This is a genomic window from Desulfuromonas svalbardensis (genome assembly GCF_055389415.1).
The window spans coordinates 16,070-34,779 of sequence record NZ_AP042416.1; the positions used below are offsets into that span (position 1 = coordinate 16,070).

The 18,710-nt window shown below is 44.7% G+C and carries 23 protein-coding genes and 1 pseudogene; 5 read left to right on the forward strand and 19 right to left on the reverse strand.

Going from position 1 to position 18,710, the window contains the following annotated elements; all coding sequences use genetic code 11:
• The 11 genes and pseudogenes from ACZ5KY_RS00070 to ACZ5KY_RS00120 all read right to left on the reverse strand — a co-directional run bounded on the left by ACZ5KY_RS00070 (nucleotide 1) and on the right by ACZ5KY_RS00120 (nucleotide 9,625).
• Entirely contained in the window at nucleotides 1-1,524 is a 1,524-nt protein-coding gene (locus tag ACZ5KY_RS00070) for a DUF5585 domain-containing protein (RefSeq protein WP_464241869.1), read from the reverse strand.
• Between the two features lie 114 nt (nucleotides 1,525-1,638).
• Nucleotides 1,639-2,304, reverse strand: coding sequence for a PilZ domain-containing protein (locus tag ACZ5KY_RS00075; protein ID WP_464241870.1), 666 nt, complete (start codon nucleotides 2,302-2,304; stop codon nucleotides 1,639-1,641).
• 52 nt (nucleotides 2,305-2,356) lie between these two features.
• Nucleotides 2,357-2,779 (reverse strand): hypothetical protein, encoded by a 423-nt coding sequence (locus ACZ5KY_RS00080; protein WP_464241871.1) that lies wholly within the window; start codon nucleotides 2,777-2,779, stop codon nucleotides 2,357-2,359.
• A gap of 76 nt (nucleotides 2,780-2,855) precedes the next feature.
• Entirely contained in the window at nucleotides 2,856-4,547 is a 1,692-nt protein-coding gene (locus ACZ5KY_RS00085) for a flagellinolysin (RefSeq protein ID WP_464241872.1), read from the reverse strand.
• Between the two features lie 88 nt (nucleotides 4,548-4,635).
• On the reverse strand, nucleotides 4,636-5,082 hold the full coding sequence (gene fliS / locus ACZ5KY_RS00090) for a flagellar export chaperone FliS (protein WP_464241873.1): 447 nt from the start codon (nucleotides 5,080-5,082) through the stop codon (nucleotides 4,636-4,638).
• Nucleotide 5,083: 1 nt separating this feature from the next.
• A complete protein-coding gene (gene fliD, locus ACZ5KY_RS00095; protein ID WP_464241874.1) occupies nucleotides 5,084-6,517 on the reverse strand; it encodes a flagellar filament capping protein FliD in 1,434 nt (477 codons plus the stop codon).
• Between the two features lie 130 nt (nucleotides 6,518-6,647).
• On the reverse strand, nucleotides 6,648-7,001 hold the full coding sequence (locus ACZ5KY_RS00100) for a flagellar protein FlaG (protein WP_464241875.1): 354 nt from the start codon (nucleotides 6,999-7,001) through the stop codon (nucleotides 6,648-6,650).
• Between the two features lie 122 nt (nucleotides 7,002-7,123).
• The gene (locus ACZ5KY_RS00105) at nucleotides 7,124-8,215 is read right to left on the reverse strand and encodes a flagellin (protein ID WP_464244600.1); all 1,092 of its coding nucleotides are present in this window, start codon (nucleotides 8,213-8,215) and stop codon (nucleotides 7,124-7,126) included.
• Between the two features lie 54 nt (nucleotides 8,216-8,269).
• Nucleotides 8,270-8,671 (reverse strand): annotated as a pseudogene (locus ACZ5KY_RS00110) (flagellin N-terminal helical domain-containing protein); the annotation flags it as partial.
• Between the two features lie 439 nt (nucleotides 8,672-9,110).
• Complete coding sequence (locus tag ACZ5KY_RS00115; RefSeq protein WP_464241876.1) at nucleotides 9,111-9,416, reverse strand: type II toxin-antitoxin system RelE/ParE family toxin; 306 nt, start codon at nucleotides 9,414-9,416, stop codon at nucleotides 9,111-9,113.
• Nucleotides 9,413-9,625, reverse strand: coding sequence for an addiction module protein (locus ACZ5KY_RS00120; protein WP_464241877.1), 213 nt, complete (start codon nucleotides 9,623-9,625; stop codon nucleotides 9,413-9,415). Before ACZ5KY_RS00120 ends, ACZ5KY_RS00115 begins: the two co-directional genes overlap by 4 nt.
• Nucleotides 9,626-10,231: 606 nt before the next feature.
• On the opposite strand from ACZ5KY_RS00120, the gene ACZ5KY_RS00125 reads away from it, so the two are divergent.
• The 5 genes from ACZ5KY_RS00125 (at nucleotide 10,232) to ACZ5KY_RS00145 (ending at nucleotide 12,253) form a co-directional block, all read left to right on the forward strand.
• Nucleotides 10,232-10,507, forward strand: coding sequence for a type II toxin-antitoxin system Phd/YefM family antitoxin (locus ACZ5KY_RS00125; protein WP_464241878.1), 276 nt, complete (start codon nucleotides 10,232-10,234; stop codon nucleotides 10,505-10,507).
• Nucleotides 10,504-10,791, forward strand: coding sequence for a type II toxin-antitoxin system RelE/ParE family toxin (locus tag ACZ5KY_RS00130; protein WP_464241879.1), 288 nt, complete (start codon nucleotides 10,504-10,506; stop codon nucleotides 10,789-10,791). Before ACZ5KY_RS00125 ends, ACZ5KY_RS00130 begins: the two co-directional genes overlap by 4 nt.
• A gap of 436 nt (nucleotides 10,792-11,227) precedes the next feature.
• Nucleotides 11,228-11,497 (forward strand): type II toxin-antitoxin system Phd/YefM family antitoxin, encoded by a 270-nt coding sequence (locus ACZ5KY_RS00135; protein ID WP_464241880.1) that lies wholly within the window; start codon nucleotides 11,228-11,230, stop codon nucleotides 11,495-11,497.
• Between the two features lie 5 nt (nucleotides 11,498-11,502).
• Entirely contained in the window at nucleotides 11,503-11,829 is a 327-nt protein-coding gene (locus tag ACZ5KY_RS00140) for a type II toxin-antitoxin system RelE/ParE family toxin (protein ID WP_464241881.1), read from the forward strand.
• Nucleotides 11,830-11,977: 148 nt separating this feature from the next.
• Nucleotides 11,978-12,253, forward strand: a complete 276-nt coding sequence (locus tag ACZ5KY_RS00145; protein ID WP_464241882.1) for a ComEA family DNA-binding protein — start codon at nucleotides 11,978-11,980, stop codon at nucleotides 12,251-12,253.
• A gap of 54 nt (nucleotides 12,254-12,307) precedes the next feature.
• On the opposite strand, the gene ACZ5KY_RS00150 is transcribed toward ACZ5KY_RS00145, so the two are convergent.
• The 8 genes from ACZ5KY_RS00150 to ACZ5KY_RS00185 form a co-directional block, all read right to left on the reverse strand.
• The gene (locus ACZ5KY_RS00150; RefSeq protein WP_464241883.1) at nucleotides 12,308-12,748 is read right to left on the reverse strand and encodes a flagellar assembly protein FliW; all 441 of its coding nucleotides are present in this window, start codon (nucleotides 12,746-12,748) and stop codon (nucleotides 12,308-12,310) included.
• Nucleotides 12,745-12,987, reverse strand: coding sequence for a carbon storage regulator CsrA (gene csrA / locus ACZ5KY_RS00155; protein ID WP_464241884.1), 243 nt, complete (start codon nucleotides 12,985-12,987; stop codon nucleotides 12,745-12,747). The genes ACZ5KY_RS00150 and csrA overlap by 4 nt, the downstream gene beginning before the upstream one ends.
• Nucleotides 12,988-13,112: 125 nt before the next feature.
• Nucleotides 13,113-14,459 carry a flagellar hook-associated protein FlgL gene (gene flgL / locus ACZ5KY_RS00160; protein ID WP_464241885.1) on the reverse strand — a complete coding sequence of 449 codons (1,347 nt, stop codon included), beginning with the start codon at nucleotides 14,457-14,459 and terminating at the stop codon, nucleotides 13,113-13,115.
• A 5-nt stretch (nucleotides 14,460-14,464) separates the two neighbouring features.
• Nucleotides 14,465-16,135: a flagellar hook-associated protein FlgK gene (gene flgK, locus ACZ5KY_RS00165; RefSeq protein WP_464241886.1), complete on the reverse strand. Its 1,671-nt coding sequence runs from the start codon at nucleotides 16,133-16,135 to the stop codon at nucleotides 14,465-14,467.
• On the reverse strand, nucleotides 16,135-16,485 hold the full coding sequence (locus ACZ5KY_RS00170) for a flagellar protein FlgN (protein ID WP_464241887.1): 351 nt from the start codon (nucleotides 16,483-16,485) through the stop codon (nucleotides 16,135-16,137). Before ACZ5KY_RS00170 ends, flgK begins: the two co-directional genes overlap by 1 nt.
• Complete coding sequence (locus ACZ5KY_RS00175; protein ID WP_464241888.1) at nucleotides 16,482-16,859, reverse strand: flagellar biosynthesis anti-sigma factor FlgM; 378 nt, start codon at nucleotides 16,857-16,859, stop codon at nucleotides 16,482-16,484. The genes ACZ5KY_RS00170 and ACZ5KY_RS00175 overlap by 4 nt, the downstream gene beginning before the upstream one ends.
• A 226-nt stretch (nucleotides 16,860-17,085) precedes the next feature.
• Nucleotides 17,086-17,385: a rod-binding protein gene (locus ACZ5KY_RS00180; RefSeq protein WP_464241889.1), complete on the reverse strand. Its 300-nt coding sequence runs from the start codon at nucleotides 17,383-17,385 to the stop codon at nucleotides 17,086-17,088.
• A gap of 201 nt (nucleotides 17,386-17,586) precedes the next feature.
• The gene (locus tag ACZ5KY_RS00185; protein ID WP_464241890.1) at nucleotides 17,587-18,708 is read right to left on the reverse strand and encodes a flagellar basal body P-ring protein FlgI; all 1,122 of its coding nucleotides are present in this window, start codon (nucleotides 18,706-18,708) and stop codon (nucleotides 17,587-17,589) included.
• Nucleotides 18,709-18,710: the final 2 nt, after the last annotated feature.

Consider the following 18,710-nt stretch of genomic DNA (forward strand, 5'->3'; position numbering starts at 1 on the left):
TCAGACCCTCGCATCAAAGAGTGGTGAGTGTTGACCTGTTTGCGATTGCAAGCGATCCAATAGGGCTAGGGCAGGATCCTTCGCCCCTGTTACCACCTGAATAGAACGAATTGAAAACGGCTGTAGCGATTCACGCAACTCATCACAATATTCCCCAACAAGCTTTACCGTCGCCTCATCTTGACACTTAATACGGATAAACAAAGCCTTTTGCTCAAACAACAAATTGACCTGCATAGAACCAAGCTGTTTCAGGGTCAAGTTCAAGGAGACCAAATGCCCATCTGCACCATCAGCCCCAGAATCGTTCTGCCCTTGCTGTTCAAACAAAACATAACCCTGCTCAACAAACTCCAGCGGCAAGGGCAAAAACAAAATACCATCTTGAGCTAAACGTAAGCGACATAATTGAAGCACCTCTAATTGCTGTGACATATGAGCGGCAGTATCACGAACAGATTCGGGAACCTCGCCATGGTTCTTTAATGCAGTCAACATTCCTTTTAATCCAGCATTAGTATCATCAAGCTGATTCTTTGCTAACAGTGCCTCAAAGTCTAGACCCAACATGCGAGCAAGGTTTACAACAAATTTGCTATTTGCAATGCTCATATCGCTAGAAATTTGAGTAGATAGATGTTCGAGTTGAGCCCACTGTTGTGGCATCAAAGCCCCTTCAAGGGTTTGACGCTGAAGTGGCCCCAAGCTCCCTGCGGTTAAAGGGCTTAACGGCAAGGGAACACTTGCGGCTGTCGACCCGCCGACAGTGGTTGGTGAAACAGTTAGCGGTTGAGTCGTGGAAGCATTGCCTTGACCAGCAACCAGCTTGGAAGCTTGTTGATTCGACGCTGTGGCATTCTGATTTTGAGGTGGCTGAGAAACTTGATTAGTTGTTTGTGCGGCAAGGGCCGGCACTGATAGCCGTGACGCAGCGGAATTAAACTGACCACGCTCTAAGCCTTGGCTTGTCGATGCCGATGGCTCACCGGCAGTACTTTGTGCAGTCGTTGCTGTTGACGGTTGCGGCACACTGCCTTGAGGAGGACTTGGTACTGGCCCAGCTAAGTTCTGCGCGGTATGGTTTGCAGGGCCAAGGTTTGCTGCGGTATTGGCCGGTGCGACATTCGCTGAGTTTGCTGAATTCGAAGGTGATGGGCGTTGCAATAATAACTTAGATAACTGTGAGCCCAACTCAGAACGATGATCAAACAGATGCAACAAACGTAACAGACTCGGATCACCCTTGCCATCCACCACCTGAAATTGGAGTTGCGGTTCAGTGGACACCACCTGCAAGTTCAATTTTTGACCTGTAGACAACGGCTGCTGTGTATTAGCAGTATTAGCGGTGATGGTGTGTTTGCCGAAGTCTAAAACAACCTGCTCAGCCGAGGCTGAAAGTACAGTCGCTTGAACAACCTGTTGTGGCAACAAATTATGTTGTAGCGCACCATCAGGTGCTTTTGTTGGAACAACAGCCGTCACATTATAGGGTTGCTGTATAATTGGCGCGATAATATCCATGGCTACTTATCGACACAGAAGAATAGATACTTTAATTTGGCGTAAAAAAACCACTGTGCGGAAGATCCGACAGTGGCCTGGTTGTTTTCGAAGGGGCATCTCGACCAACAGAAATCAAAAACCTGCGATTTGAACTTTAGAACGCAACTGAAGACGTTGCTCAGCCAAACAAAAGGAGATAACTCGATCCCGACCTTCAGGTTCAATCTTATGAAAATGAAGGGCTAATTCATAACCACCACGAAGCTTATCATCAACCCGCACAACCAAACCTTTGCACTCAATGGGATCAGCTTCAGGAACATGAAATTCTAACTCAAACGTATCACCCATTGCAGCGCGTGATTCTGACGAAATCAATGCGCCACTGCCGCTCATATTAACGGTTACGGATTGTTCGACTTCTGATGGTGCTGCAGACAGGGTTTCCTTACAATACAGCACCTTGATAACGGTATTAACACGAAAGTACTCACGCTGCTGTGCAAAGGAGAACGATTCGGTACCAAGCACGCGTAACACACGTGGACTTATCACTTCATCGACATGAGTGTACATCGAAACAGTACCAGCACGCGTATCAAGCGAAAGGAGTATCTTACCCGCCATTTTAATCAGCTCAATCGGCAACTCATTTGGTCGAAACTTTAATTCTAGATACGGCTCTGCAATAATCCGAGCGACGGCCTCAAGGCGAACCTTTGAACCATCTTCTTGGATAATATATGCCCGTAAAAGGGTAGGTTTATCTAAATGTTTAAAAAGCGCAAAGTCTGCCATAACAGGCCCCAAGCTTAAAGCTTAATTAAAGGATAACAGTTCAACAACACATTCACGCACTCGACTTAACAAGCCGACCTTGCTTATGTGTTGTTTGCTTATAACCACCCAGAACAGTTCGGCCTTTTTTAAGGCCTGTCAGTTCATGGGAAACGAGGGCCATCATGCCATTAATCTTTGGTAAAAGCAAATGATTCAATTCAATAACCTCTTCGATTAAAGCTTTACGTTGAAGGTATAAAGGATGATCACTTATAGATGGCGCAGCCTCGCGTATCATCTCTAGCAATTCAGCATCGTGCTGTTGTGCTTGCATCTGCTGAGAACTCATTTTTTGAACAAGGTCTTGCAACGTGGATTCATTCACAGTGAGAGACTGCGAAATGAGCTGTAACCGCTGCAACACTACTTGATATTGTTCTATTGAGAGCAACAGACTTTTTTCTAACTGCGGCAAAAGCTGAATTGTGGCCATAACACGCCTCGTGAGCTAAAAGTTAAATGACAAAATTATTAAAGCAATCGCCAATAGACGTGTTTTAGAAAATTAACTACTGAAGTAGCGAGAGGGCCAATTGAGGAGCCTGGTTGGCCTGTGCCAACATTGACGCTCCAGCCTGTTGCAGGATATTACCTTTAGTCATCGCTGTTGTTTCCAGTGCAATATCAGCATCGAGAATCCGCGAACGTGCGGTTGAGATCTGTTCGACAGAATTCATCAGACCTGAACTCGAACTTTCCAAGCGATTCATCACTGCGCCCATATTGCCACGCAAACTATCGATTTCGATTAAAGCGTCATCAAAACGGACAATAGCCAGACTTGGATCCTCAGAGATATCAACCATATCAATATTTAGCGATTCAGTATCAGCAGCAGCCAAATCAAAAGTGATCGTTTCGCCAGCATTGGCTCCCACCTGCAACTGAATTGATGCTAGATCTGTTAAAGTTGTTCCACTATCAACATTCGGCCAAACTTCATCAAAGCCGAATAACGGATCATTAGTATAGTTGTTAATATCAGGGATAACCGACTCGGCGGTCAATATCTCTTCACCATCGGCATCTAAACCGCCAATCGCTCCGACATCGGTATTAGCGAGATCAAGACCCGTAGTAAAAGCGACCCCTTCGACTCCCTTAAATTTAGACAAAAAATCAGATTCATTGTCAAACGTCAACGCATCGCCATGCGCGGCATCTATGGCGTTCAAAGCACTGTCTAGGCTCGCCCCAGTGTTATCACGCAGATAGACCATCACTTCATCAATGCCTGTACCACCTGCCGTCTTAATTTCTTGGTGCAGATAACGTACCGCAGCATAAGATGCAGAATATTGATCACTGGTGGTCATTGATTCATCGCCACCACTAATCGTTGCATGTAAAACCGTAACCGTTGTATCAGAAAGATCACCCGCCAAGCGCTCATCAGCACCAGAAATAAATTCAGCCGTTCCCTCTTTAAACCAAGTCGGCATGCCACTGGCTCTAAAATCCATATTGGCAGACATAACAGCATGGGCCATCTCATGGGTGATGATCCGATCATAATCGGTATCGCCAGAGTCGTAGTCAGACAGGTCGATGGTTAGCTTTGCACTTACAGCAATACCAGTTCCGCCATCAAGCGTACTCTCAACCCAGGCAACATAGCTGTTGCCAGAATCTTCAACAAACTCGACACTAAAATCAATGCCATCGGCTGACAACTTGTATTCATCTTGAATGCGTTGCTCTGCCTGAGTCAGCCATGATGATTTCAAACCATCAAGAATATCCTGCTGTTCAGCAATCTCAGCCGGTTTCGCCTGACCATGATTAAGCAAGCTAATGCCGTTAAATTCCGTCGTTTCAGCAATACGATCAATCTCATTTTTTAACTGACTAACCTCTTCCTGCAACGAGGCCTTATCACTCTCACTCAAAGTCGCATCATTGCCAGCCTGAACGGCAAGTTCACGTCCGCGCTGAATCATGTTAGTCACTTCCTGCAAAGCGCCTTCGGCAGTAAGCAGCATGGAGATACCATCATTAATATTACGAGTGGCCTGGTTCATGCCACGAATCTGACTAGTCATGCGATCAGAAATCGCCAGTCCTGCAGCGTCATCTTTAGCACTATTGATCCGAACGCCAGACGAGAGGCGCTGCATCGACTTGTTAATATCTGTTTGAGTAGATCCTAAGTTACGTCGAGCGTTGAGGGAGGCGATATTGGTATTAATTGTTAACGCCACAGGGGGTCTCCTGGATGAATATATATGGGCTTCCTTGCCCTATTCTGTAATAAGTCAGCAAAACGTCATCCATCAAATCAATCTACGATTAGCCCGCAGCGGACAACGGTTTATAGTTGGCGGGAGTGGCTTGAATCGCTTGAGAATCCTGACCAGTCGCCTCTTTTCGGGCAATTTCAATTGCCTCGACCCAAGTTTGACGCAAATCAAGAAGTAAAGTCTCAACAACTTTAAGTTTTTCCATGTCATCGTTCAAGGTCGCTTGAGTCAATTCACGGATCATGAAGGTATAAAGGCCATCGAGATTTGCCGCAATTTCACCACCTATTTCGTGATCAAGAGTATTAGCAAACTCAGTGATAATAGCCATAGCGCGGCTGATCCCCTCAACTTTCACACTTGGTCGTCCATCCTCAATCCCGATCATCGCCTGACGTGTAAAGCGAATGGCACCATCATACAACATCACAAGAATCTTCTCAGGCGACGCAGAAAGGATCTGGTTTTGCTGATATTGTTGTGTATAGGCATTCATATTAGTTATTCCCCGTCATCATGTTGTTTAACATATCCATCTGTTGCGTTAAAAAACTACTTTGCGAGTTCATATCACTCACCAATAGCTCCATCGCGGAAAAACGTGCCCGTAAGGTTGCCTCTTTTTTATCAATTAAAGGTTCCATCCGTTCAATTGAATTATCTAACCGCCTTACTGCCGAATCGTAGCGGTCCTCTTTTTCGGCATACATACCCGAACCTGAACCCGTAAGCTGCAATAACGTAGTATTAAAACTCTTCATGACACCAGGAACATCATCTTCACCCGCTAACAAACTTACAACACCATCAAAGTCTGACTCTAAGGCATCATCAAGCGTTGTTTCGTTGAGGGCAATCGAACCATCCCTTTGAGTGCTAATACCAAGTTGACCCAAGAGTTGTAGTGAGCCACTGGTATCGACGGTAGTGGAAAGTAGGTTTTGCAACTGCCGCTTTACACCGTTTACCGTGCTATCACCACGCAGCACATCACTTAAAATATCCTCTTCGCCATCCTCTACGGCTTCCGCCGTTGGCGCTGAAGCACCAAACTCAGCATAGCCAGCTGAGATCCAATTCATCACCTCATTATAGCTGGTGACAAACGTATTGATTTTTTCCTTCAAAGCATCGGTATTTGGTTCTACCGTCATCAATGTCGTCGCATACTCTACGGGATCACCATCAGCGGAGGTTATTTCACTCACATCGCTTAAGTGCAGGGTTACACCCGGAATAACACCCTTCAAAGTGTTGCTATCGCTCACCACCTCAATGCCATCAACAATAGCCTTCGCTTGTTGAGCAGTGCGCGTTTCTGTCATGTTGAAAGGGATGGCAACGTCATCGGCATCCTTAAAATCACTCGATACCGCAAATGTTGTCGTCGCATCCTCACCAGTTAAAACTAGGTGATATGCATCGGTACCAGTGCCATCATTTATGATACTTGCATGAACCCCTGTTGTTTCAGATAAGGCATTAATAGCTTCAGATAACCCGATCAATGAATTATTACTGTCATCAATCGTGATTTCACTGCCAGCAACAGTAAATGTCCCCGTACCAAAGATACTATCGATCTGAGAATTCACACCGTCACCAACAGATTTTTGCACCTGAGCCAATTGGACCACAGCCACATCATAACTACCCGAAGAAGCACCATCACTGCTAGCGGTAAAATCATTCTCTGAACTCAACGAGATACTGCTTGATCGAACCTCACTGGTGATATTCATATCAGCCACAGCATCGCGTAAATCATTCAAACGCCCATCGAGCTGTTTATAGGCCAGAAGTCGGGTGGTCTCAGTCTCTTTTTGCTTTTCAAGACGATCCAGCGGACGTCGTTCTAAATCCATTAATTTAGTAACGATATCATCCGTTGGTAAGCCTGTGGCCAAACCACCAAATGTTATTTCACTCATAGCTGACTCCTTCGTTGACGCCAGTAACCTTTAGTTCAGAAATTCTTGTCGGTACTATTTGCTGAGTTGACTGCCTAGCCGGCAAATAACAGCACAGGTAAGCCATGACATTGCATGACAAAAACGGAAATTACCCTTGAGTATTAACGATATTTCCGCGCAACTCTTCCAAACGTGATGATAGTGCCAAAACTTCTTCGGCAGGAACTTGACGAATCACTTCATCACTGGCAGTGTCGACAATTTTAACCACTAACTGCTGCGCTTCTTCGTCATTTTCAAAGCGCACACTGTAAGCTCCATCCTCAGTCAGTCCCTTGATCTGCTTGAGTAGTTCTTCAGGCTGAACACTCGCTTTATCAGTTGAAGCTTGCTCAACCGTATCACCACTATCTTTCGCTTTACGACTTGCCGCGACATCATCACTCGGTTTTTGCAGCGATTGCTGTGTAATTCCTGCCATATTGACTGCTTCGATATTCATAATTCACCCTCCATACTTAACAGATTTATCATACTTGGTATTATTGCGAAAGCTGGCTATCTTTCTGGAAAAAAAAGGGCCAGCCGAAGCTGGCCCTTTTAATTATCCAACCTCGATAAAACTTAACCCAATAATGAAAGAGCTAATTGAGGTGCTTGGTTTGCTTGTGCCAAGATTGAAACACCCGCTTGCTGAAGGATGTTGTTCTTAGTCATCGCTGATGTTTCTTGAGCGATGTCAGCATCAAGGATACGTGAACGAGCAGCAGAAAGGTTCTCTGAAACATTCTGCAAGTTGGAGATTGTTGATTCGAAACGGTTTTGCACCGCACCCAAGTTACCGCGAATGGTATCAATTTGCGATAGCGCCTCATCAACACTTGTAATAGCGGTCTGAGCATTTGTTAAGCTTGAAACTGAGATATTATCAACCAGAACAGAAGCACCCGTAAGGGTACCATCAACACCACCAGTAAGGGCAATATCAGCCTCTACTGCGGCAATTGCTGCAGTGCCCGTCGCGTCCACCAGATTACCAGAATCAGTGTCGGCAGTGATTGCAGCGGCAATGTCTGCTGTTGACGCGGTACCGATGTTCTCGGCATCAACGGTAACGGTAATAACATTACCAGCAGCGGCAGATGAAGCATCCGCGGCGGCAATACCTGCCGTAGTATCAACAGTAGCCTCAGCAGCGTTAGTGCCAGTTAAGGTAAGTGCAGTTACGACACCATCAGTAGCGGAAGTAAAGTCTAATTTTGTAGTATCGGAACCATCATCTGCTGCAAAAGTAAACAAGCCATCAGCCCCAGAAGCATCAATAGTCACCTTGGTGCCGTCCGTTACGCCATTAAGGAACGCTGCAGCAACTTCATCAGCCGTTGCACCAGTACTACCACCAGTCACTACCGTACCACCAAGAGTAAAGGTTTGTCCGTCAGTTAAAGCAGTAAAAGTAACTTCGGCTGTTTCGGTCGTCTCAGTCGTAGCAGCAGACACAATATTAACTGTTATAGCATCACCAGCAACACCTGCAGTGTCAGCGGTAAGCGACAGCGTACTATTCGTTGTCCCTGAGCCGCTAGCGGCAACGTCACCGCTTAAAGTGCCGGCATCAACAGTACCTAAAACATCACCTTTTGAGCTTGCGATACTAAAACTGATGGTTTGGTTCTCACCAGCATTAGCACCAACTTGGAATGTTGCATCAGTCATGGAGCCATCAAGCAGTTTCTTACCGTTAAATTCGGTTGTTTCAGCAATCCGATTTAACTCTTCCTTAAGTTGTGTGACCTCAGCGTTCAAAGAATCACGGTCAGTCTGGCTGTTAGTATCATTGGCGGACTGAACAGCTAGCTCACGCATACGTTGCAGAATGTTGGTACTCTCTTGCAATGCACCTTCAGCAGTTTGTGCTAACGAGATACCATCGTTGGCGTTACGTGCGGCTTGATTCAAGCCACGGATTTGAGAAGTCATGCGGTCAGAAATGGCTAGACCCGCAGCATCATCTTTCGCGCTGTTGATACGCAGACCAGAAGAGAGACGTTGCATTGACTTGTTGAGATTGCCCTGTGATGCACCTAAGTTACGTTGAGCATTAAGGGACGCGACGTTTGTGTTAATTGAAATGGCCATGAGTTGTTTCCTCCATGAGTTGTTGGCGGGCATCCTTGCCCTGTTGTGTTACGTGAATTATTTTTTGTGGTGCAAAATCTTGTTTGAGGAGTTAGCAAAGCAGAATGTATCCAAAATGGTCGACACCTCCTTTTTAATTTTATTTCCCCTCGTAATTAACGCTTCGGCAGGTTGTTTTGGATAGTTTAGGAAAAAAGTGATTTTTATTTTAAAATAAATAAAATAGGTCAAAATCATTCTCGCGCCAAGGGGTAAAGTACGCCAAGGTTTAGGTCAAATGTTGCGGAAATCAGTGAGGATCAAAAACAAAGCATGAACACAACCGAAAAACGGCCTCACACAAAGCCACAAAGACACAAAGTAGATAACCGTAGGATGTGGTGAGGAACGAACCGCATCATTAAATCATCAACTCGGCGGTCGCACTGATTGCAACCTATGCGGTTCACACATTCACCGCATCCCACTCTTTTTAAGCTAGCGGATTATATTGTTTATCCAAATAAAAGCTGGGGCTTCTATGCTGGTGAGCTATGCATGTTATGAGAATATCATCGCCATCCACAACATAGAGCAGTAAATAAGGAAACCTCTTAATGTTTATTCGTCTGGTATTTTTTCCAATTTTGCGCCATGCGGTGGGTGCTTTGGAAATATAATTGGTGGTTGCAAGAAAGGCACTGTAAAACTGATTACCAAGCTCAGGCAGTTGATCATGGTAATAAGCAATGGCTTCGTCCAACTCATCATTAGCAGGTGGGAGTAAAATAATGCTCATTTTTCAATTCTTGCGCGCAGCCGCTCAAGAGGAATACCTTCAATACGTCCTTCTTGATATGCCTGGTACCTTTGTTCGGATTCCGCTACCCATATTTTTTCAACCTCGGGGTCGGTCTTATCCAAGCTATCAAGCAAAGATTCTACTAGACGAATCCGCTTGACGACATCTAGCTTCAGGGCATTTGTTTCGATTTGCTCAGCCAACATATTTTACCTCCCTAACAACCCTCACATCAACGCCGACACCTACCACCCAAATCATATACGTCAACAAGAAGAAGCTTACGAATAATGTAACGGTAATAAACAATCATCTGGAAATTCATCAATGAGTGTTAATTCACGGTAGCCATAACGAACCTCCATTCAAACGTGTATCAACCTTTTTCATACTATCATCCATACATAAACGCGTCAAACACGGCTAAGCAAGGTGGGCAGAACGGGATGCAGTGAACAAAGGGCAAATTAGACGTTGCGGACAACATCTCTACATCTAAATGCGTGGAGGGTCGCATGTTCCCCCGACGGTTGATCCGTAGGATGTGGTGAGGAACGAACCGCATCATTAAATCATCAACACGGCGGCAGCATTCATTGCAAACGATGCGGTTCTCAAGCTCACCGCACACTACGCGCTGTTTGCATCATGCAGGTATGCGATCTAGGGCGCAGCACGCAGAGCCACGTAAAGCCATTGGTTTCTGCTCTTCACAGTGGCCCCTTGCGCGAGATAAAAAGTTTTGCCGTCCTGCTCATTGCATAACGCTGCGGTTAAGCGTACAGTTAAACGTAACAATGGAGGATAAAACAATGAAAATACCCGACATCGTACCAGTATCTGATTTACGTCAAGATGCGGCTAACGTATTTAAAAAACTGCAAGCCACAACAGAACCATTCGTTATTACACAACGCGGGCGGGCCATTGCGGTCATTCAAAATATTGAAGCTTATGAACGGTCTGAGCATGAACGTGAACTATTACACCTTTTAGCTCTGGGCGAAAAAGAGATTGAACAGGGTGAAGGAGAGCCCCTGTCAAGCTTGATGCAAGAAGCGGATGCGCTGCTGGGTAGCGATTTGTGAAGGTAAAATTTACCCCAACAGCTCGTAGGCAATTTCTTGAAGCGCTGGAATATATTCGACAGGACAACCCTGTTGCGGCACGTCAATTTCGGATCAAAACCGAAGCGATACTTCAACGCCTTGAAAAATTCCCAAACTCAGGACGTTCACTACCGGAATTTCCTGACCTGCCACACCGAGAGGTGATTGTCAGACCTTATCGTTTTTTTTATCGCGTTGTGCATAACACGATATGGATTGTAGCACTGTGGCACGGGGCTCAGTTACCTCATGAGCCAAGCTAATTCAACGGAAGTGGGAATTGACGTGAAACTCAAGCGCACAATCAGGGGATGTTGTTGACGCAGTGAACAGGGGACAATTAGACGTTGCATGCAACGTCTCTACATAAATACGCGGAAGATTGTAGGGGCAAGGACGTGCCCTGATTGTTTCATGTGGGATGCGTATGGCGCGGCACGCCGAGCCCCTACGAGGCGGCAAGATCTCAACCAAATATCTTAATTTTGATTGTTGCTCTTCTTGGTGACTTGGTGACTTGGTGGCTTTGTGTGAAAAAATGAGGGGTAAGGTGTGACGGTTTGACTGTGCTCTTCTTAGCAGACTTGAGTCTTAGCGCGACCAGACAGGCCCTAATGATTTAGCTAAACAACATCCACCTTGACTGCGACCCAATAAGAGACCATATTTAGTCATACAATAAATTTCACGGAGTAAGCCATGAAACTATCAAAACAAATCAAACCAATCAGCTACTTAAAATCGCACACAGCAGAAATTGTACGTACGATGGCTGAAAAGCAGGAACCGATGATCATTACTCAGAATGGCGAAGCAAAGGTGGTCATTCAAGATATTGCCAGCTATGAACAAACCCAACAAACCATGGCATTACTGAAAATACTTGCTTTGGGGGTTACCGAGGTCGCTGAAAATAAAGTTCAGTCGGCCACCTCGGTTATTAACCGCTTACGCACTCTTAAGGATTAATAGCGATGTCTTTAACAGTGATGCTTACAGATAGCGCGGCCAATGATCTAGAAGAACTTTACAACTACATTAAACAACACGACAGTGCGAACAATGCTGACTATGTCCTGTCAGAAATTGAAACAAGACTCAATAGTTTAGCGAGTTCGCCGAATCGTGGGAACTACCCCAACGAATTGCTAAATCTTGGCATTCGAGAGTATCGCGAAATATTTTTCAAGCCATATCGCATCATCTATCGAGTCATAAACAACACCATCTACGTATTGTTAATTGTTGATGGCCGCCGCGACATGATCGCGTTGTTACAACGACGATTACTAAATCCTTAAGAACCATCCTCACACCAAGGCACCAAAAACGCTCTCCAAACTTTTGCACCTTCACTAGTCAAACATTAAAACTATTGCATTTTCTTGCGCTAATTATTAATATCTTATTGGCAGTCAGTAACCAATCTTTCCACCAAAAGGAGTAACAATGTTAAAATTGACGACAAAAATGCTTGCAACATTCACCTTGATCCTAATGTTAGGCATGCCGATAACCACCTTTGCCCTGACGCCAATCAACCTCAACACGGCTACAGCGACAGAGCTACAAACCGTTAAAGGAATTGGTCCTAAAATGGCAGAAAAAATCATTGCCTATCGTTCACAGCATGGTCAATTTACAACGGTGGAGGACTTATGCGCGGTGCAGGGGATTGGTGAAAAGACGCTTCTTAAGATGGGTAATGCGGTGTGTGTTGAGTAATTATCAAAATGAGACCAGGGGGCTGAATTTCATACAGCCCCTTGGATTAAAAATCTATTTTTCAGTATCTTTTTCTATCATTGGTAGTGGGGTCTGAATATCGTATCCACTATTTTCTAAAATCACCTGAAGGGCTTTATTACTTTGTGGCGCAAACAAAATAGGCGCAGCCAAATTCATGGTAACTTTACGGTCAGGATGAACCGTTACCACAACGAGTGAAAAACATTGGTCGTCCTCATTGAGGTTAATCTTAGTGCGTTCTTCTTCCTCAGGAGCAACATTGTAATCTAAAAAAAAGTTAGTCGGATCGGTTAAAACTAAGGCAACTTGCGGATCCTCAATACTTTGGATCCAAAACAGTGGCCCCTCTTTTTCGTTGTGCATAACAACAAAATCACGAAGATCTTCAAAACCGATGAGACCTTCTGGAAAATTAAGAACTAAACTTGGATCATATTCGATTTCACCAAAACGACTCTCTATCTTATTCATTTTTCCCCCTTGGATTGAGGCATGATGTCAGTTAATGCATTAAAATCTTCAAGTGACCAACTGGTGGCCGCACGGTTTTGTTCTTGAATGCGGTCATAAACTTCTTGACGGTGTATTTTTTTATCTCGCGGGGCATCAATACCAAGGCGAATGTTGCCACCCTTGATCTCGACAATGGTTAATTTAATATCGTCACCGATAATAATACCTTCGCCAACTTTTCTGGTTAAAACCAGCATAAAAAACCTTTCAGTGCTATCTCGCGCCACGGCGCAAAGAACGCTAAGAAGTTCGAATACAAGTTCTTTGTTCTTTCTTCTTAGACCTTATCTTGGCGATCTTTGCGGCTTGGCGCGAAAAAATATTACATAAAGTCCATAATAGATAACTGACTCACCTTACCGGTAACATTCAAAGCAGCCTCTAAAGCCGATTCAGTCTGGGTAATTTCAGTGAACACACTAATAAGATCAACATCTTCATAACGTGAGAGGATTTGCGCTAAATCTATCTTAACACCCTCTAAATGCTCTCGAGAGGTTTCAATCCGCTGTGCATTATTACCCATCAGTCCACGGGCACTACGTGATTCGTCAGCAGCGGTCTCGAGAGTTGACAACATCTCATCCATAGTCGGAACAACGGTCAATTGAATAGGCGAGGAATCACTATTTAACAATAAAAACGCTGAAGCACCGGCATCGTATGTTAGAACCGGTTCTCCTGCAGCACTATACTCTGGTGTCGAACCGTCTGCGTGTAAATACATTGGGTTATCCAAATCATCACCGCTTATAGCTACGCCCAAATAATCCTTAACAAAATCTGGACCAATATGCGCATTGTACTCTGCAATAGTTAGAGTATCACCCTCGGTATTTAACACAGGCTGTAGATTAATCGGATCGCCAGCACTGGTGAGTAGTGCTACAGGGCCGCCACTATTGATATCAACCAATGGATCTCCAGCCACATCAAGAACAACGGGAGTATAATTGCCGTTTGTGCCATCAAGATAACCAATATCATTGCTCGGCAATGCGGCACTGCCATTGTAAACGTGACCGCTTTCACCACGAATCGCTCGTTCTAAATTGGTAAGAACATCAAAAACATTTTCACCTGTTTTTTCCAGTACGCCATCACCATCGGTATCACTCATACCCATGAACAGTTTTGCGCCATCAAGATTGGTTTGTACAAGTTCACCGGGAGAGGTTTCTAAACGTTTAATATTTGAATCGCCTTGGTAGGAAACCACATCACCATCAGCGACAAAAGGAACGGTGTCCTCTTCAAAACCGGCAAAAATATATTGACCGCCAACTTGCGCGTTAGCAACGCTCATCATCTCGGTTTTGATATAGCTAATTTGATCCGCTAAGGTATCCAAATCGGCATCGCTCATCGCACCGTTAATCGCGTTAATAGCCGTCTCTTTTGCACTCACCAACAGGTTTTCAGCTTGGTCAAGATAGGTATCTTGATTTTCGAGGCGATCTAAGGATGTCGATAGCGATTCAATAAACCGATCTGTGGATCTGATTTGAGTGCGAGCAGAGAGGACAGGGCGTATCGCAGCGGGGTTGTCAGAGGGTCGTATCAGCTTTTTACCCGTTGCTGCTTGATTACGCAGATCCTCTAAGCGATTATTGATACTGCCTAGCTCGGATTTAAGACTACGAAATGTCGTTGCTTGAGTTGACTTCATAACAATTACCTCTTAATGGAGAGTACAGAGACCAACATCTCATCGACAGTGGATAATAGCTTCGCAGAGGCTTCAAACCCACGTTGATATTTAATCAAGTTGATCATCTCCTCTTCGAGAGATACTCCAACCGTTCCATCGCGTAAGTTTTTCAATTGCGTCAATGAATCTGCGGCTCCGGACTGCGATAATCGGTTCTGCCCAGCCTCAATACCAACACGTGCCGCCATCTTGCCGTAGGAACTAACAAACGTATCTTCATTGTTTACGGCGTTTTTATCCTTCAATGCTGAGATCTTTAAGGCATTGGTATTATCGCCGGGAGAGCTACTGTTGCCTGCGGCAACCTGCTTCGAGTTTGTCAATGACATGCTCATTAAATCACTGATATTGGGCATGGTAAATTCTGGACTCGGTGAACTACCTGCAATGTCCGTCGTATCGATCCGAATACTTTCATTGTAGTTACCAGGGGTGATAACAAGTGCCCAGCTGCCATTATCCTGCGGACTTACCGTTGCAGTGACATTCGCACTGGAGGCAACGATTTCATCATCGAACGCAGCTTTAAGGTCATTTAATGACCCGCCGTCAAAGTGAAACTCGTTTTCAGAGCCAGCAACAGTGAACGTGACATCTCCAGCAGCAAAAGAAGTGGTATCGTCGGGATCTTGATACCCTTGGCTGGTGTGATTACCGGGATTATTAAAGAATGCAACTCCACTCGAACCATCAAGACCTGTTCCTTGCCCATGAAGTGTATTAACTTCTTGAACTAAGGCATAAGCGGTTTGATCGAGATCCTCTTTAAGGGAGGGGATCAATTCATCTCGAAGCTCCAACAGACCCTCAAATTTACCACCAAGATTTTTCCCTGCGATATTGAAAGAACTTTCTCCAATGTTGAGCTGCAAGACAAGCTCATCACCTTTTGAAATAGCTTCAAGCTGTAAGGCACTACCATTTTGAACAAGTGGTAACCCGCCAGGCAATTGAACATTTACCGCCCCTGTTGGCTCTTCGTAAGATTGAACACCTAAGGTGTAAGTCACTTCTTGCAGAAGAACATCACGCTGATCACGAAAGGAGTTGGCCGAAACGCCACTAGCCTCAATAGTTTGAATACTACTATTCAAATCAGCAATTTGGTTCAGCTTTAGATTGACGCCATCAATTTCGGACAGAATCGTTTCGTTAATATTACTACTGACATTATCAAGATCACGGGCGACGGTATTAAAGGCCGCTCCAAGTAATTCGCCACGCTGCATAACAATATCGCGTTCAACTTGGCCACTCGGGTTAGCTGAAAGCTCTTGCCACGAATCAAAAAAACGATCAATTTCTGTCGCCAGAGTATCTTCACCAACACCAAAAACACGTTCCAGTTCAGCAAGAGGTGTTGCCTTTGCATCTTCAGAACCAAGCAATTGACTTTTATCAAGAAGTTGTTCGCTGACAAAGACATCATACTCACGAGTGATATCGGTTATTTTGACACCTGAACCAACGAAATAACTACCAAATTTGAGTGATGGAAAATCGGCATAAACCGCTTTTTGCCGTGAATAGCCTTCGGTATTAACATTGGCGATATTATTACCAGCAATCTCAATCGATTTTTGGTTGGCAAATAAACCTGTTTTCCCTGTATTGAGTGCAGCAGCTAAGCCCATTACACCCTCCCGGACAGCAAGTGCCCTCCGTTTTTATTCAACACCAAAGTCCCTGTGGGGTTATAGGAATCGGGTGCAGATTTACGGCCAAAAAATTCCATTGATTCACGAATCCAGTTCAAAGCCGCCCACAACAGATACGCGTTGCGGCGATTTTCGAAACGGATGGATTCAGCCAGCTTACGATCTTCCTGACTTAATTCATCCTCTAGATTTAGCTGCGTCAACAACTCTTCTTTAACAAGGGTTGCTTCCTGCAATGCTTCAAGGTCAAGAGCTTTTGCACTCTCGCGCTCAACAAGGATCACATCATATAAGGACTGCAGCTTTTCGTGAACAGTGTGTGTCATACCTGACGCCCTTCAGCCATGAATTTTAGTAAGCTCGTTGCGACTTTTTTCAAATCGGGTTGGTACGAACCTTCCGCCACTTGTAACTTCAACTCTTCGACTTTGCTTGCGCGCTCGGCCTCTTGAGTTTCGGCCACATCTTGAACATATGTTGGCGTATTGAGTAATGGCGCAGTTAAGCCTTCAATCGGCTGTGATGGCGCAGGCATCGCTGTTCCTTGGGTTTGACTTGCCTGCTGTAGTACCGCAGAAAAACTCACTTTGTCAGCAGCCTGCCCTTTACTTGTATCAGCAACAGATTCCTGTTTCGCTTGAACCTTTTTAACAGATCCTTGCTGAATCATTCCCTGATCGCCATTAATTCGCATTGTCATAAGCCCCACCTATCTTTTAAGTTAAATACTGTCATGCTTTAACGACACGACAGAGATTGTGTCTAATATTGGTTAAAATTTCGTACTCGTTTTAGGCCTGAGTGTTCTCTATATATGAGTAGTATCGACAACTTTGGATCATCAGTTTAGTAAAAAAAGATAATATTGTTGATTTCGGGTAAAGCTAAGAGGAAATGCGACAAGGTGAGGCTGAGGATTGAGCATTTTATTTATTGATGGTTAATTGCTGATAGATCATCTGGCCAAGGCCCATACTTTGCTGATGAGCTAATTCACGGGCTGCCTCACCATCAAAAAGGTCACGATATACCTCACTCGCCATATCCTTTTCGATCAGCCCATCCTTAACTTCTGAACCGCGCATCGATTTGAACATTAGCTGCACCATTACCGCCTCAAACTCTTCACAGGTTTCCCTTAGCTTTGCATCATCACTAGGAACAGAACCAGTTTCAAGGCGTGATGCTTTATTGATATACATGCGCGGATCAACATTTAAATTCATAAAGGCCTCATTCGATTCGACAATAAACAACAACTCTTTCTCTATTCTTATCGGGATAAGCATTGAAATCTTTAGATGATTTGCATATTACTGACAGAATAATTGATGGCATAATATATTTTCGTAACAAAAAAAGCCCGAAATACAAGATCTTCGTATTTCAGGCTTTTTGATAATTAATCGAACACTCAAATGACGAGACTACAACACTTCAAGCTCCGCATGCAGTGCACCTGAGACTTTGATCGCCTGAAAAATTGCGATCAGGTCACGAGGTGTCGCGCCTATAGAATTAAGCGCTCGGGCTACGTCACCAATATTAACACCCATAGGCAGCACAACCAGGTTCCCAGCATCTTCTGTTGCAACGATATCAGAGGTTGGTACAGAGACGGTCTCGCCATCAGAAAATGCCCCAGGCTGTGAAACCATAGCCGATTCACTAATCACTAAATTAAGATTACCGTGTGAGACTGCAACAGTTGAAATGCGAACATTTGATCCCATAACAATAGTGCCAGTTCTTTCATTGACAATAACTTTTGCTGGTATATCAGGTTGCACCTCGATCCGCTCGATTTGGGCAATAAAATCGACCATCGCGTTAAGATAGTCGTCTGCAATAGTGATACGAACGCCAGCACTGTCGACAGGACGAGCAAGAACTTCACCGAAATGTTGATTGATCGCCTTAGCCATCCTTGTAACCGTTGTGAAATCAGGACTTCTTAAGCGGTACGTTAAGATAGGATCTTCTGGCAGATGAAATGGAACCTCCTTCTCAACAATTGCACCTCCGGGGATGCGACCAACAGTTGGATGGTTTTTTTGCACCTTGGCGGCTTTACCACCAAACGATAAGGCACCAACAGCTAACGGCCCCTGTGCAACGGCGTACACTTGGCCATCGGCACCATTAAGTGGGGTCATCAGCAGCGTTCCACCGACAAGACTATCCGCATCACCAAAAGATGACACGAGTACGTCTATGGTGGTGCCGGACTTAGAGAATGGGGGCAGTTTTGCGGTAACCATAACGGCAGCAACATTATCGACCTTAACTTTGGTGCGATCTATTCGCATCCCGAGTCGTTCCATCATATTCACTAGGGATTGGATAGTAAATTCAGTACTTGAACTATCTCCAGTACCATTCAAACCAACAACAAGTCCATAACCGACCAATTGGTTATTACGCACCCCTTCAATATCGGCCAAATCTTTGATTCGACTAGAATACGCTGGGGTCGCTAACACAATAATGACGGTAACGAACAGTATCTGAATTAACAACCGTCGAATTTTTTTCATCTGAATATTCATAG

Bases quoted from the DNA above. Each gene is read 5' to 3' on its own strand.
- ACZ5KY_RS00070 (WP_464241869.1), bottom strand. From the start codon at position 1,524: ATGGATATTATCGCGCCAATTATACAGCAACCCTATAATGTGACGGCT.
- ACZ5KY_RS00075 (WP_464241870.1), bottom strand. From the start codon at position 2,304: ATGGCAGACTTTGCGCTTTTTAAACATTTAGATAAACCTACCCTTTTA.
- ACZ5KY_RS00080 (WP_464241871.1), bottom strand. From the start codon at position 2,779: ATGGCCACAATTCAGCTTTTGCCGCAGTTAGAAAAAAGTCTGTTGCTC.
- fliS (WP_464241873.1), bottom strand. From the start codon at position 5,082: ATGAATGCCTATACACAACAATATCAGCAAAACCAGATCCTTTCTGCG.
- fliD (WP_464241874.1), bottom strand. From the start codon at position 6,517: ATGAGTGAAATAACATTTGGTGGTTTGGCCACAGGCTTACCAACGGAT.
- ACZ5KY_RS00100 (WP_464241875.1), bottom strand. From the start codon at position 7,001: ATGAATATCGAAGCAGTCAATATGGCAGGAATTACACAGCAATCGCTG.
- ACZ5KY_RS00105 (WP_464244600.1), bottom strand. From the start codon at position 8,215: ATGACTGATGCAACATTCCAAGTTGGTGCTAATGCTGGTGAGAACCAA.
- ACZ5KY_RS00115 (WP_464241876.1), bottom strand. From the start codon at position 9,416: ATGAGCATTATTTTACTCCCACCTGCTAATGATGAGTTGGACGAAGCC.
- ACZ5KY_RS00120 (WP_464241877.1), bottom strand. From the start codon at position 9,625: ATGTTGGCTGAGCAAATCGAAACAAATGCCCTGAAGCTAGATGTCGTC.
- ACZ5KY_RS00125 (WP_464241878.1), top strand. From the start codon at position 10,232: ATGAAAATACCCGACATCGTACCAGTATCTGATTTACGTCAAGATGCG.
- ACZ5KY_RS00135 (WP_464241880.1), top strand. From the start codon at position 11,228: ATGAAACTATCAAAACAAATCAAACCAATCAGCTACTTAAAATCGCAC.
- ACZ5KY_RS00140 (WP_464241881.1), top strand. From the start codon at position 11,503: ATGTCTTTAACAGTGATGCTTACAGATAGCGCGGCCAATGATCTAGAA.
- ACZ5KY_RS00145 (WP_464241882.1), top strand. From the start codon at position 11,978: ATGTTAAAATTGACGACAAAAATGCTTGCAACATTCACCTTGATCCTA.
- ACZ5KY_RS00150 (WP_464241883.1), bottom strand. From the start codon at position 12,748: ATGAATAAGATAGAGAGTCGTTTTGGTGAAATCGAATATGATCCAAGT.
- csrA (WP_464241884.1), bottom strand. From the start codon at position 12,987: ATGCTGGTTTTAACCAGAAAAGTTGGCGAAGGTATTATTATCGGTGAC.
- flgL (WP_464241885.1), bottom strand. From the start codon at position 14,459: ATGAAGTCAACTCAAGCAACGACATTTCGTAGTCTTAAATCCGAGCTA.
- flgK (WP_464241886.1), bottom strand. From the start codon at position 16,135: ATGGGCTTAGCTGCTGCACTCAATACAGGGAAAACAGGTTTATTTGCC.
- ACZ5KY_RS00170 (WP_464241887.1), bottom strand. From the start codon at position 16,485: ATGACACACACTGTTCACGAAAAGCTGCAGTCCTTATATGATGTGATC.
- ACZ5KY_RS00175 (WP_464241888.1), bottom strand. From the start codon at position 16,859: ATGACAATGCGAATTAATGGCGATCAGGGAATGATTCAGCAAGGATCT.
- ACZ5KY_RS00180 (WP_464241889.1), bottom strand. From the start codon at position 17,385: ATGAATTTAAATGTTGATCCGCGCATGTATATCAATAAAGCATCACGC.
- ACZ5KY_RS00185 (WP_464241890.1), bottom strand. From the start codon at position 18,708: ATGAATATTCAGATGAAAAAAATTCGACGGTTGTTAATTCAGATACTG.